The sequence below is a fragment of the Brevibacterium sp. 239c genome (genome assembly GCF_900169365.1).
Taxonomy (GTDB): Bacteria; Actinomycetota; Actinomycetes; order Actinomycetales; family Brevibacteriaceae; genus Brevibacterium.
The window spans coordinates 1-13,857 of record NZ_FXZH01000036.1 but is presented as its reverse complement, the minus strand read 5'-3'; the positions used below and the strand labels follow the sequence as shown (position 1 = coordinate 13,857).

General features: G+C 59.0%; 13 protein-coding genes. 7 read left to right on the top strand and 6 right to left on the bottom strand.

The window, feature by feature from the left end; genetic code table 11:
* The first annotated feature begins 240 nt into the window (after window positions 1-240).
* Window positions 241-1,095: a hypothetical protein gene (locus BSP239C_RS19845; RefSeq protein WP_009883630.1), complete on the top strand. Its 855-nt coding sequence runs from the start codon at window positions 241-243 to the stop codon at window positions 1,093-1,095.
* Between the two features lie 68 nt (window positions 1,096-1,163).
* Window positions 1,164-1,652 carry a TetR/AcrR family transcriptional regulator gene (locus tag BSP239C_RS20980; RefSeq protein WP_205751095.1) on the top strand — a complete coding sequence of 163 codons (489 nt, stop codon included), beginning with the start codon at window positions 1,164-1,166 and terminating at the stop codon, window positions 1,650-1,652.
* 346 nt (window positions 1,653-1,998) lie between these two features.
* Here BSP239C_RS20980 and BSP239C_RS19830 read toward each other — a convergent pair whose 3' ends face one another.
* Complete coding sequence (locus BSP239C_RS19830; protein ID WP_145997515.1) at window positions 1,999-3,324, bottom strand: hypothetical protein; 1,326 nt, start codon at window positions 3,322-3,324, stop codon at window positions 1,999-2,001.
* A complete protein-coding gene (locus BSP239C_RS19825; protein WP_101575043.1) occupies window positions 3,251-3,985 on the bottom strand; it encodes a YiiX/YebB-like N1pC/P60 family cysteine hydrolase in 735 nt (244 codons plus the stop codon). Before BSP239C_RS19825 ends, BSP239C_RS19830 begins: the two co-directional genes overlap by 74 nt.
* Before the next feature lie 305 nt (window positions 3,986-4,290).
* Here BSP239C_RS19825 and BSP239C_RS21225 point away from each other — a divergent pair, with 305 nt between their 5' ends.
* Window positions 4,291-4,563, top strand: coding sequence for a transposase (locus tag BSP239C_RS21225; RefSeq protein WP_009885539.1), 273 nt, complete (start codon window positions 4,291-4,293; stop codon window positions 4,561-4,563).
* Between the two features lie 362 nt (window positions 4,564-4,925).
* Here BSP239C_RS21225 and BSP239C_RS20845 read toward each other — a convergent pair whose 3' ends face one another.
* Window positions 4,926-5,420: a hypothetical protein gene (locus BSP239C_RS20845; protein WP_029417902.1), complete on the bottom strand. Its 495-nt coding sequence runs from the start codon at window positions 5,418-5,420 to the stop codon at window positions 4,926-4,928.
* Between the two features lie 1,190 nt (window positions 5,421-6,610).
* Here BSP239C_RS20845 and BSP239C_RS19810 point away from each other — a divergent pair.
* Both BSP239C_RS19810 and BSP239C_RS19805 read left to right on the top strand, forming a co-directional pair.
* Window positions 6,611-7,240 (top strand): hypothetical protein, encoded by a 630-nt coding sequence (locus BSP239C_RS19810; protein ID WP_125178024.1) that lies wholly within the window; start codon window positions 6,611-6,613, stop codon window positions 7,238-7,240.
* Window positions 7,241-7,268: 28 nt separating this feature from the next.
* On the top strand, window positions 7,269-7,697 hold the full coding sequence (locus tag BSP239C_RS19805; RefSeq protein WP_009882346.1) for a hypothetical protein: 429 nt from the start codon (window positions 7,269-7,271) through the stop codon (window positions 7,695-7,697).
* A 74-nt stretch (window positions 7,698-7,771) separates the two neighbouring features.
* On the opposite strand, the gene istB is transcribed toward BSP239C_RS19805, so the two are convergent.
* From istB to BSP239C_RS19790, 3 genes are all read right to left on the bottom strand, one after another.
* Window positions 7,772-8,578, bottom strand: coding sequence for an IS21-like element helper ATPase IstB (gene istB / locus BSP239C_RS19800; protein WP_029416761.1), 807 nt, complete (start codon window positions 8,576-8,578; stop codon window positions 7,772-7,774).
* A gap of 1 nt (window position 8,579) precedes the next feature.
* Entirely contained in the window at window positions 8,580-10,259 is a 1,680-nt protein-coding gene (gene istA, locus BSP239C_RS19795) for an IS21 family transposase (protein ID WP_029416763.1), read from the bottom strand.
* Between the two features lie 358 nt (window positions 10,260-10,617).
* A complete protein-coding gene (locus tag BSP239C_RS19790) occupies window positions 10,618-10,980 on the bottom strand; it encodes a hypothetical protein (RefSeq protein WP_101575041.1) in 363 nt (120 codons plus the stop codon).
* A gap of 334 nt (window positions 10,981-11,314) precedes the next feature.
* On the opposite strand from BSP239C_RS19790, the gene BSP239C_RS19785 reads away from it, so the two are divergent.
* Both BSP239C_RS19785 and mobF read left to right on the top strand, forming a co-directional pair.
* Entirely contained in the window at window positions 11,315-12,058 is a 744-nt protein-coding gene (locus tag BSP239C_RS19785) for a hypothetical protein (RefSeq protein ID WP_101575040.1), read from the top strand.
* Between the two features lie 160 nt (window positions 12,059-12,218).
* Window positions 12,219-13,857, top strand: a 1,639-nt coding sequence (mobF, locus tag BSP239C_RS19780; RefSeq protein WP_180959119.1) for a MobF family relaxase, incomplete at its 3' end; no start/stop codon positions are given.

The following is a 13,857-nucleotide window of genomic DNA, read 5'->3' as shown; positions in this document are numbered from 1 at the left end:
CGAGCATTTCAGCGTCGGTCAGGTAAAGGTTTCACGTATCGAACGCGCTGAAGCTCGTGATGACGAGTTCGCAGCGCAGTACCGGGACTTCCTTCTTCAAGCCGCTTGACATCTATAGGAGCATCACTGGGAGTACTACGGCAAAAACAAGGAAACCGAAGCCTAATCTCACCGTCCTGATCAACGAGCGACCAGGTGATCGCCGTCTAACCGATACGTCTATTGTTAAGGAGATCGACCATGAGTGAGTTCACCACCTTTTCGGAAAATGAAGCCTGGGCGCTGCGCCGCCTGGTCAACATCGGTATCCATGACTTCGAGATCCAAATCAGTCGCGACCCGAGGATAAAGGATCACCTGGAAATGCCGTTCGAGGACCATAGGGCGATGCACGCCGGAATCAAAGCCAAGCTGGCAGCCAACACCACCATCGATGCCCGACTGTTCAGCCGAGACGAAACTCAGTTCATCGCGCACCTCGCGCAGTCCAGCATCGACCTCGGTGGGGCCTCACCCGATGACACAGCGGCACAAGATGCTGAACAATGGGAGTCTCGAATCGTGACGAAAGCACACCACATGAACGAAGAACGACGTGCGACAGACTTCTCCCCTACCGCAGACGCACCAGCCGAGCCGTCGGTGTCTCGTCCCGATCGCGTCTACAACCGAGCCACACTCGAAGCCGCGGGACACCGTCTCGACGTCGGCGATTGGGATGCTCACCGCAAACTGGCCCAGATCGCAGTCGAAAGCGGGTACGCCGCCGAGGTGACACAGGACTTCATCAACGACACCGCAGAAGACCAACCCCTCCAGCATTCCATTCGCATACTTGATGCCAACGAAATCCAGCCCAGAGACGTCGACACAGCAGGCCTGTCAACCGAGTTCGATCCCATGGGCGGCACGAGTGAAGTCGAGCAGTTCACACCACAGAAGCCACACGGAGATTACGGGCGACAGACACCATTCGACGTCGCCCCAATCAACGCCGATGAACCAGGGTTCCCCCAACCCTCGAATGCTCACATCGACGCCCTGGCCACTCAACCACCGTCACCGGCTACACAGACGTCACTGAACCTGGACTGACCTCTCGGCCATGCGTGGGCAGTCACTATAGTCGGAGATATCACCTTTTCCGAGCAGGGAGCTGAACTGTGATTTCACGCCGCATTCTGGTAGCCGATACCGCGATCGGAGTCGTCGCTACCGCAGGACTCAGGGGCCTCACACACCGAGCCGTCGATGACTTCGCCGGTCTTCCGGTGGGTTCGACTTCGAACTGCTATAGCACCCGGAATGATCTCGTCAATGGCATCGCGTCTAGGATTCACACCCGGCTATCCGAAAAGTCAGACCACGCACGGGCTTCACGCCTCACTGAACGTGAGTACGGGGCACTACTGCTTTCCAATGACCGTCATCTCTTTCGCACACTGGCACTGTTTTCGCTCGACCCTTCTTTGCCCGTTCCCGGCAGATCTCGAATTTCTGCCACGCACGAGCTAATTGCGGCCACCTTCGCAGGCCTCGCCGGACCCGAACAGACTACCCCGCAGACGGTCGTGGGACACCTCATTGCCAACGTCATTGTCGACGACAGCGCCGACACGGCTGCAGTCGAGCAGAACATTCAGCTGCTGTAAAAGCGGCTCCATATTGCTAGGTTCAGTCGTGGCGGGCTTTACCGTTTTTTGCGCTTCCACCTTGACCAAACTTCATAGGGGTCTGCAGTCGCGTAGTATTTGGGCGATGATTCCGGAGAAGAAGGACCAGATCGTGCCTCGGAAGAAACGCGGGAGCGACGGTGGACGACCGCCGACGTTCCAGGCCGGGGCGTATTGGAACCGCAATTTCGTGGAACGCTCGTTTGCCAACCGCAAGCAATGGCGAAGATTAGCAACACGATAAGACAAGCGCGCCATCACATATCGAGCGGCAGCCGTGATCAGCGCGATCCTGACAAGGCTACGCCGATAAACCAGACATGCCCTAGTCTCTGGCAGACACCGCCCAAATCGAACTGTCATCGATTGTCTTGGCGATGTCGGGGAGGTCGATTTCAGTGAGGACTTCTCCGCTGTTTCGGTCGTACTGCACGAGACGGACTTCTTCCGCTTCTTGCTGAAAGGTCACCACCGTCAACGCATTCTCGGTGAAATCCACCACGCGAGTATCAGTGCTGTTGTCGTAGCTGTCGACGAGCTCGAAGAGCTTCTGGCTGATACCTGTCGTGATATCCGTTCGCCATGCCCGTCCGAAGTCATCGACCCAGTCGAAATCGTTACCTCGCAGCGACTGCTGGGAGGAACCATTGATCTCGAAAGTGGACTGGTCGGGGCCTGTCACCGGTTCGCCGTCGGCGGTGACGAGTTCGAGTTCGGTCATGTCGCCGGAATCGGTGTCCCATATTCGCAGCACCGGGGTAGTCTCACCTGAATCAGCATAAATACTGGCCAAGTGGTACAGACTACCGTCAACGCAGGGCGCATCCGTCGACTCCTGACCTGACGAATTAACGGCCTGAATGGATACATTCTCTTCCTCGACCGTGGTCCCGGACGTCAGTTGGTTCAGCATCAGCCTCGTGTAGCCATCTGCTTCCTTGGCCTCGACCCCCTGTCGTTCGGCCTCAGCCTGGTACTTCCCTAGAGGTTCGGCTATCCCGTAGAGGTCTCCGTCGCAGAATCCGGTGACTTGGAAATACCCTTCAACCTCGGTGAAGTCAGACCCCTTCGTTGACGATGTGATGAGTTGTTCGACGTAGCTGTCTTCCTCGTAACCATCGTTGTAGAGACCGATCACTGTCCCGTCGTCGCTAAGCGAAAGGGCTTGCTGGTAGTCAGTCTTCGTATCCGTGGGTATCACTTCAGTCGAGGTACCCACGATGTAGTCATTCTCTGTATCGGAGAAGGCCAGTTTGTCCTTATTCCAGTCCAACTGCGCATGCTGCATGATTGTGGTCTCGATGACGGAGGTTCCACCGTCTTCTTTGACCAGGACGACGTACCCCTTGCCATCGGATTCGACCACACCAGATTGTTGACGGCTGATCGTGAAGGCGGCAATAACATCGGTGGTGGTGGCGTCCCGCGTCGGGGTGGTCGGCTCCGGAGTTTCCGAGCAACCGGTGAGCAGAGCTATCAGTGAGGCGGAACACAACCACCAGAGTTTCTTCATCGCGCTCCTAGGGCGTGAGGGTGTCGCGGGTGCAATAGCACCCGCGACACAGTGAAGTTTCAGGTTACTTGATCGTCTTGTAGATGTGCGTGTGCTTCGAATCCTTGATGTTGTATGGGTAGACGCCGAGGCCGCCATTTCCGTCCAGATCGATCTTGACCGAGGCTTTATACGCCGCCCACACAAGTTGAGAGCAGTTCATTTTCGCGCTGCCGGTTTTCTTGTTCACCGCGAAGTTCGCACTGTACTTCTTTCCTCGGAGTTTGTTGTAAGCGTACGATCCGGCCTTGTTTCGTTTCGTCTGTGAGGTCTTCACATCCATTTTGTAGGACTTTTTAGGAACTTTATAGCTCGATGCTGAGGTGGACCGACTCTTTTTCCCTGTGCCAGGTGCTTCGACAATCGTGGGTTTCGCCGAATAAATGCCTGTGTGTCCATGATTGACACCACCGGTGAATGCGGGGGTGACGAACACATCACCCTTGTGCTTGGCGTTACCAATTTTCTTGGTGCGTTTGCCCTTCTTACTTGATGACGCAGCCTCTATCGACTGAGCGCTTTCGCTACTGGCCTGGCGGAGTACCGATTCCACCGATACTCCAGTTGATGCCGAGTAAACCTCGACGTCATTGACGAGGGCTGATTCGGTCAGCTCAGGTGATTCGGCAACCAGTGCCTGAGCTTGCTTCTGGGCCGCCGGGGAAAGCGTCTCGGTTGTGGCGGATGCTGGCGATAGTGATCCGAATGTGAGGATCGATATGGCGACGAGGGCTATTGTGCTAGATACCGTACGGTTCATTGTAAATCTCTCTCTTTAGACACCGGCACTCATTGAAGGGGGAAGGATGTGCGTAGAACAGGATCCAGTCAAGCTGTGAAATAAAACTGTATGCCAGCTGGACCCAAACTCAACGTACTGTGAAACCGGACTAGTTCTGACGTGATCGCATCTTCGTGTCCAAAACGAAACATTTGCGATACGGCGGCATGGTGGCGATAAGGTCTACATCGGCACCAGTAGTCAAGGAAATTTGTAGCTCAGGAAGTCGCCATAACCTCAGACCATCGGCGCGAAAAGCATGATAGGTACTTCACTGGACAGCCGTGTCGCGGTACTCGGATCGTAACCAAACGGTTGGCACGCCGAATGAGCCGATTCGTGATGCCTCGATCGAAGACCAGTTAGAAGACGCCACCCCGGTGCTGGACGCGTTCCACGTCGTCAAACTCGGCACCGCGGTGGTCGATGAGGTCCGCCGCCAGGTCCAGCAGGATACGCTCGGCCACCGCGGACGCAAGGGCGACCCGCTGTTCGGGACCCAGACCATTTTGCTCGCCGGAGCGGAGCACCTCACCGAAAGCAGCGATCACGCCTGAACACGACGATCGAGGCCAACGAAGCACACGAGGAAGCCTTCATCGCCTGGCAGTGCGCCCAGGACCGACGAGCCGCCTACCGGGCCGGCGACCCGGCCGTGGATAGGCGACGCGCTGAGAAGGTCCTGACTTCATTCCACACCTGTCCGATCCCCGAAGTCACTCGCATGGGCCGGACCCTGCGCCGATGACGGGATGCGTTCCTGGCGCACTTCACCACCGGCCGTGCGAACAACGGCGGTACCAAGGCCATGCCCGGGATCATTGAGCTCCACCGCCGACTCGCCAGAGAGTTCCGCAACCGCGACAACCACCGGTTACGGATGCTCCTCGCCACTGGCGGCCTCACATTACGACCCCTATCAGGTGTCCAAAGAGGCCCTATTGGCGCCACGGACCGCGGCAATGACGACGCAACTGACAAGCACAATCAAGGTAGCGACGAGTACTGGCATGCCGGTATACAGCGCCACTACCGAAAGCCAATGCATGACTCCGCCACCAGAGCCCCCGAACCACGAGAGGACAGCCAGCGCAATAGAAGCCAGGAGCAGGCCGCCGGCCAGACCAAAGCCACGGGCGAGTGACCCCCTAGCCACTGCTCCGCGCCGCCGACGGATATACCGAGACACGACGAACAGTCCAACTGCCACACCACCGGCCCCCAATGCGAAAGGAAGCTCCAAGCCCGGGCCCGACAGTTTCTCCGCCTTCCCCGTCAAAATCAACAGACTCTGCGGAAGTAGGCACAACGTTGCTGCGCCCAGCACCGCAGCGGAAGCCAACATTCCGACCTCGGCAGGTGTTGCTCCGCGCAACCAACCGAAACGACGCCTGACCCGCGTGATGATGTCCATCCCATAAGGATAGGCACAGAACGCCTGAGATCATCCGCTTGCCAGGCTACTCAGGGTGCAACAGCGGTGGAGCCTAACCCGGCTTGCCGGCTCTTCGCAGCTGAGCGGGTATACCCGCCCTGGCACTCTCGCGGCGCTTTACGCCTTGGTCCGTACCGAATCAATGAAGAGCCCCAAAACCTGTCAGTCGGCATTCCTCTAGCCGTGGGCGAACAGCCGTTCCTCAACTGCAAGGTGGACTATCGATGTTGCCTCGACAGGGACGATGATTTCCTGGCGGTCGAAAAGTCCAAGCTCGAGGTCGTCCCGAGGGCCGGAGCTGGACCGATCTTCCGATATGAGTACGGCCGTAACTCAGGCAAGGTTCCTTCTGTACATATGCATGTTCATGCTCATCGAGGCGCGTTTACGTTCTTGATGGCCAAAGCAGTGCAAAGCACACGCCGGGCGCGATCGCGTCCTGATGCCAATTCGGTCCCATCTTTGCAAAGCATCCACTTCCTTCTCGGCGGTCACCGTTTCCGTCCTCGTCTCGAGGACGTGCTCGAGACCTTGATCGAGGAGTTCGGGGTGGGCAAGCAGAAGAGTACGCAGGCGACCCCGAAGGACAGACGAGCGCAGTGGCGCCGAACTCAGACACGCGCCGTGGTGCGTGTGTTCTTCAGAAGCTGGGCTACCACGTCGAGTGGGCGTCTGAAGTCGACCCTCCCACTGAGCGGTGGGTTAGACTCCAGCAGCACTAGGATCTCTTTTAGGTTTTTAGTGGGGGCAGCCCTCACCAGCTACGGCACCCCGGTTGGTGCGGTGGTTGAGATGCGGCTAGTCACCAGAGTGTGCGTGTGGTGACCGGCTACAGTCGTGAGATCCTGCCGCGCTTCCAGCCTCGCCGACTTCTATAGTTCGAGCCAGCGTTCGCGCGCCTGCGTCGGGGTGCCCTGCGTGTCTTGCAGTTGTGCAGCCGCCGGGGTTCTCGTCGTTCTGACGTAAGGGTGGCTATGTCAACTAGAACTGGCCCCACCCTGACGGCCTGAACTGGCCCCACCCTGTGCCCCCACTCCCTCCAGCGGGTCTGACTGAAACTGCCCAAATTTCATATTTACGGGAGATGCGCTCAAGGCCACAGCCGACATAGTGTCAGTCCGTTCGCTGCTAACAGTGAACGGACTCTACCCACAGCGAAAGGCACCACTATGAGGAGATTCAAACCAGCATTGGCTTGTACGACCCTGACATTCCTCCTTCTCAGCTTCGTAGCCACCCCAGCCACGGCTTCCGAACCAGACGAAGTCAGCGAAGAAGAAATCACATCTTCGCAGGGACCATCTCCCTACGTCGAGGCCGACACCGAAGAAGAAGCGATGCGGAAACTCGACGCCATCGAGAAAGAACACCCGCAGGGCATCTCGGCCCAGGCTGCGTACAAGCGGTACGGACCCTGCACCTTGCACCCTGCCGGATTCCACACCCGAAAATCAGCCGGATACAAATACGGTGGAGTGAAACCGGTCACGGTGTGCACGAAGAAGGTGACCGGAATCAAGATGGCCTCCCAACTGAGAGTGAAGAACGGTCTCATGTGGGTCAAGGCTGGGATCGAAATCCCACAAACCGCTAACGACAAGGACCTGCGTACCGGCGGCAAATACAAGAAGAAGTACTATACGGTGAAATTCACGCAGACGAACATGAAATATAAGTGCAAGGGAACGAAGAAGCACAAATGGTCGGCCAGCTCGATCGGCCGACTGCGGTATCAGGGCCGGACACTTTGGGCGCGGGTGACTTCGCCGATACTCTCAGTACCATGCGGTCCGCACTAGAAGCCGCTGACTTGCAGATGAGGTGATTATGGGTAACCAGAAGGTATTTTTGCTCTTCGCTAAACAGCCTTCGCCGTTCGACTCGGAAGAGATGATCGATCCGTTCATAGGGATTGTGACTGACGAGCGAGATTGTGAGCGGTTCGAGGCCGAACACTCAGAGTACGAAGTCAGCTGGGAAGAACGGTTCATCAATGATTCGGAGGGGCATTGGGTTGAGCCTGGCGACACCGTGTATGGCTACTTTTACATGTCGACGATCAGAGAGTCCCCAGAGGGAGAAGTCCTCGACCTGTTGACTGATGCAGCTATCGAGTCCGTGATCTATCAACAGGCTAACGCCCGCAAAATGCTTGCGATTGGCCATATTCAGGTCATTACCGTCGGTGACATTCGACTGGATGGCAACTTCCCAGTCGTCGATGATCCGGCGGACTGGGAGAAAATCAACAACTAAACGAGGAACACACGCTTCTCCTTAGCCGATGGACGGGGCAGAACCGCAGGCGGTTCTGCCCCGTCGAGTAGTTCTCAAGGCGCGGACTGTCGTGTGTGGGCGAGTCGGTAGGAGTGTGTGCCGGTCTCAATGATCGTGCCGTGATAGGTGAGTCGGTCCACGATCGCGGCACACAGTCTCGGGTCGGTGAACGTGTCTGTCCACCCGGAGAATGATTGATTCGACGCGATCGCAATACTGTTCTTTTCCTCTCGTTCGGTCAATACTTGGAAGAGAAGTTCGGCACCACGACGGTCGAGCTCCATGTATCCGAGCTCGTCAATGATCAACAGGTCCACGCGCCCGTAGCGGGCGATGGTCTTCGCCAACGTTTTCTCATCAGCAGCCTCCACCAACTCGTTGACCAGGCGGGTCGCCAATGTGTACCGGACCCGGTGGCCCTGTTCGGCGGCCGCAGTACCGAGACCGATGAGGAGATGGGACTTCCCGGTCCCGGAGTCCCCGATCAAACACAGGGGTTCGCCTTTGCGGATCCACTCACCGGTCGCGAGCTGGTTGATGGTCGCGGCTTCAATGTCGGGGTTAGCGTCGAAGTCGAAATCCCCGAGCCATTTACTCCGCGGGAACTGAGCCGCCTTCACCCGACGGATCGTGGACCTACGGTCACGATCATCAACTTCTGCCAGGAGAAGTTCGGCGAGGAACCCGGGGTAGGAGAGTTGTTCTTTCCCAGCGACGGTGATGGCTTCGTCGAGAACAGCGCGGATCGTGGGTAGCCGGAGTCGTCGGCAGGCTTGATCGATCGCTGCCAGGGCAGCTTCTTCGGTCATGTTGCGGCGTCGCCGCAGACTATTCGTGACAGTGGTGGGTGGTGTGGCCATATCAGGGTGTACTCGCTTTCGGAATATCGGGAGCAGGTGGCCGTGGTGATGGTGCGCCACGGCGTGGGAGCAGCTGATCGTAGGCAGCGACTGACGGGACCGGTCTGGTATCGGGTGGCAGGCCCGCGATCACGGCGCCTGGGTCGGTGAGGCGGCGTTGGGTGAGACTGACAACTTTCTGCTCTTGCTCATTCGTGCGAGCAACGGGATGACGGTCAGTAGTGGCCCCACCGGGAGGTGCATGGCGGCGGGCTTCGATCGCGACGACCTCAGCCGACACCGCGCCGATCTTCAGCGCTGCACGGATTCCTGCGATCACAGCGTCAGCGGGGAGTGCTCGGTGGAGGAGGAGAACGTCGATGAGTTCTTTCGTTCCTTCAGAATCGCCGTTGACTTTCCGGGTTTCTGCCCAAAACGCATCATGGGTTGGGGAGAACGCCCCAGATGCACGGGCGGCTGCCAGTGCTGTGGAGCCGGGGAGGGCTCCGGGTTTGTGTTTGAGAACCTCGAGGTAATGATCAAGATCGACGACATGCCCGCCACGAGACGCGACCCGTGGATGCGTGGCCACCAACCGGTGACCATCGTAGATCTGTAAATGTGAGGCTCTCAGGGAGACGCGGACTTTCTGGCCGATGAGATGTGCGGGCACGGAGTATTTCATCATCCGCACGGTGATCATCGAGGACCGATCAACCCGCGGGTGCAACACGAGACCGGGATCAAAGGCTTCAGTCGGCAACGGAGCCAGCAAGTCCCGTTCAGTGGCGTAGTCGTCGCCGATGGTGGTGAGTTTCCCACTGATCCGCCGGCGGTCGTCGTCGGCTTCCCATGCCTTGATGTGTTCGTTGAGTTCGGCCAGTGAGGCGACTTCGGGCATGGGTGTGAGGTGGTTGCGGCGGAACCAGCCGACTTCTCCTTCAACCCCGCCTTTCTCATGGGCTCCCGTGATGCCGGGTTGGCAATAGAACGGGTCGAACCCGTAATGCGAGGCAAACAGTACCCACCGGTCGTTTTCCTTCCGACGCCGATCCTTCCCGTGCAAGACCGTGGTGACGGCGGCGGTGAGGTTGTCGTAGCGGATATGCCTGGTCGGGATACCGCCGAGAGTTTCGAAGGCGTCGATGTGGCCTTCGAGGAAGGCTTCTTGCCCGCAGGTCGGGTAAACACGGTGGATGGCTTTGCCGGAGTGGGAGAGTCGGTAGACGAACATGTGACACTTCGTTCTCACTCCGTCGAGGATGATCCAGACTTCCCCGAAATCGACCTCAGCTTCAGCACCAGGGGCATGGTGTTGGGGGATGAAGACTTCTTTACGCCTGCCGGCCGCGGTATCGATTTCTGCCCGGCGGACGCGCACGTAGTCGCGGACGGTTGAGTATGAGAGTCCCGCGGCTGCGTGTTCGTCGATGAGCCGGTTCAGGATCCGGGTTGCTGTGTGGCGTTGTTTCCTGGGCGCGTCGAGGTCCGAGCGCAGCATGGTATCGATCGCGGGCTTGTAAGGATCAAGCTTCGGCGACGACCTAGCCGGGGGCTTTCTGGCTGGTGGTTCAGCACTGTCGAGGGCTTGGCGGATGGTGCGGCGGTGGACGTTGTGGCGTTTGGCGAGAGCTCGGATCGAGAGTCCTTCGATGCGGGCGTCGCGGCGGATGGTGGCGAAGAGTTCCACTCGTGACTCCAAGGTGGTGGCCCCGTTCTGTTGAACCAGTAGGTTCTTCTAGGTTCGGGTGGGGCCAGTTGTGGCCGTCGCAACACCATCGGCGAGTCGCGGGTGGGGCCAGATGAAACCGTCATGCCGGGGCCACTTCACACTGTCATAACCATAAGGGTTCAGGTCCGCTGGGCTTCGTGTGTGGCTTTGTCCTTGGCAATACTTTCCTGTGCCCTGGCCTAACAATTGCCCCAATAGTCATCACAGGGAAGTGCGTCGAACCACTCTCTGAAGGAGGGGCTGGAGAAGGAGTCATCGCTTATTGCCATAGGGGAAGGCTACGGCACCCTGGTTGCTGCGGTGGCTGGGAAGAGCCGATTGTGACTGTTCACTCGTTGTCGCGGAACAGCTGCTGCTTCCAGTAGGGATCGCCTTGGTATCGGCCCGGTTCGAAACTGCAGCTTCTCAGGTTCACGTACTCGCGAATCCAGTTCCTGACCACCCGAGGCACGTCATCGAGGTGGTTCCGCCACTCGCCTGTCCGCAGCACCAGTGCATGGTCTCGCTCGGTGGTCAGTCGGCACGAATAGTGGGGTAGGTCCTGACCATCACTGCGCCGTGAATGCGTGTATGTGACCCCGCTGTGCCCGGTGGTGAGGTAGAAGCGAATGTATTCTCCACTGACGTGAGCGCACAATGCTTTGAAGTCTCCATATTCAATCATCCAGTCCGGCCCATCGTATTCGCTCATACGTTCTATTGTGCGTTGCTGGAGGCAGCCACGTCCACGGCCCTCCTGGGGGCTCTCGGACACGAGAGCAACTACCACCTTCGAGACAGAGCGAACGTCGAACACCTGGCAGCAGATACTTCAGACAGCTTCCCCAAGGCTGAAGAGAATTTCAGTACTCAACAGTACAAACCATCCCCAATACCAGGCCGCACAGCCTCAAGACGAAGATCACCTCTCCGACGAGCAAAACCAGCCCAAAAATCTACACACCTCTGGCACCAAGGTGCATACCGTGCGCTCACGCCCCGACGCAACGACAAACGCCTCGACCACTGGGTGGCGTAGACGAGGTATGGAAACACCTCTTAGACCCTGCAACGAATGCGGGTCTCCCCTGCCGCCGACAGCGACCAAACGCCGGAAATTCTGTTCACCGACGTGCCGCCGGCGGTCCAACGACCGCGAACACCGGCGGGCGAAACAGAAGACTGAGACCCAGCGACTGTCGGACCAGCTCGACGAGGCCCGAGCAGAGATCTCTCGCAAGGAATCCCAGCTCGCCAACGCTCGGAAGACCATCGAGGCCGAACGAACCCAACTTCGCCGTCAAGAAGCCAAAGCGAGGAAACGGGAACGACAGCAGCAGGCGCACGCTCAACGGGCGATCACCGCCAGAGTTAAGAACCTCGTGTCCACCCGTGACCGGCTCGCAGCGGTCACGGCCGACTTGGAGGCAGCGACGATAGGTCCGATTGACCGGTCAGACCTCGAGATCGCTGCGCAGCAGATCCTGGATCTGCAGAACCGGTTGGCCACCGTCACCGACCGTCAGCAAGCAGCGACCGGTCAATACGTCCTGCTGCGTGACCGCTACGAGTCCTTGGTGACCGAATACAACAAGGCAGCTCAGAAACTCAGCGATATGGCTCGTGACCGGCAGCGGTTCCGACCGGTCATCGAAGCATGGGACACATTAGTTGACCGTCTCGCCCGGTCAGCCAAGCCCGCCGCTCTGTCACCCGGTGACCGAGCGATTGTCCGCATGTGGGCCACGTGGAAGGCCGGTCGTGACCGTCGAATCAAGGCCGGTCAATGACCGGCCACCGCCTGTTCCTCAGTGGTGTCCGACCCCTGACCGGCCACCTGTTGTCCACCCCTATGACCGATGACCGAGTCCAGTTGACCGGTCACCCCTGGATGCCGACCGGTCACTCTCTCGCGACCGGCCACACGCCTCTGACCGAAGGAGTCCGACTATGACCGTGTCCATCTCGAAGATGTCCATCAACTACTACCTCGAGCACGCCGCGACCGGCGACGGTCAATCCCATGACCTGACCGCTTACTACACCGAGACCAAAGCTCCCCCCGGAACATGGCTCGGATCCGGACTGACCGGGTTGACCGGCCTCACTCTCGGTCAAGAAGTGACCGAGGCCCACGCCCGGTCAATCTACGAACTCCAGGAAGACCCGGTCACCCACAAGCCGATCGGGCGACCACTGATGAAGACTCAGGCAGCTCCCGAGGGTGCGGTCACCCCTGCCGGTCGACCGGCCAAGAAGGAACGCGACGGTGTTGCTGGATTCGACCTCACGTTCTCTCCCCCGAAATCGGTGTCCGCCCTGTGGGCTCTGGCCGGTCCCGAACTGCAAGGTCGACTCCACGCCGCACACCGCCAAGCTCTCGAGGAAACACTGGCTTGGGCCGAGGCCAACATCGTCCAATCCAGGGCCGGGCACGGCGGTGTCGCCCACGTCGCAGTCAACGGTGTGATCGCCTCCGCCTTCGACCACTGGGACTCCCGCGCCGGTGACCCACAACTACACACCCACCTGGTGATCGCCAACCGTGTCCAGCGTGCCTCAGACGGCCACTGGGTCACCATCGATTCCTACACGCTCCACCGCCACGTCGTGGCACTCTCCGAGATGTACAACTCGCTGATCTTCGACCGGCTCGCCGCCGATGTCGGCACCATTGCCGAGTCACGAGGAGACATCGACCTTGATGTCCAGCAGCTCATCGAAGAAGCGACCCAGGAGGAGACCAGCGCGGGTTATGAACCGGCACATCGTGTGGAGCTCGCAGGAATTCCCGACGAGCTCATCGAGGAGTTCTCCAGCCGGTCAATCAGTATTGAGGCCCGCACCGACGAACTGATTGCCAAATACACCGACACGTACGGGCGTCGTCCCACTGCTCGCGAAATCCTCATCATCCGGCAACGAGCGACCCTGGAAAACCGCCCGGACAAAGAGACCGTGGAACGGACCACCCTGCCCGAGAAGATGCATTGGTGGAGGCAACGCACGCACATGGCCGGTCTCGACCCGGACACCGTTGTCCGCAACGCGGTCGGTCACCATGTCCGGACAGTGACCGCCGAGATGGTCACACTCGACGTCATTGAGCAGATCAGCCAATGGACGCTGACCGATGCGTCACAACGTCGGACCACATTCTCTCGCGCCAACGTCCGCGCTTGCGCCGAACGTGTCCTGCGTCTTGTCCGGTGCTCGAGCGCCGATGACCGGCACGCACTCGTCGACCAGATCGTGACCACCACCCTCGACAAGGCAGTGTCACTGACCCCCGACCGGTCACGCTCTCCCGACGGACCGGACAACACGGTCAACCTCCGTGACCGGTCAGTCTTCGACCACCAGGTCCACTCCGGTGTTTACACCACCGAGCAGGTGATGACCGATGAAAAGCATCTCATCTCTCGCGTGACCTCGACCGGGGCACCCACCCTGTCCGGTCACCCTGACGTTGATACTGGAAAGGTCGGGAATCCCGGTGTGACCCAAAGCCTGACTGACCCGTTCCGCGGTGTCCTTCTCGTGATCTGTCCACCAGGGTTCCCGTCACCACCGAAAGAGAACCAGCCGG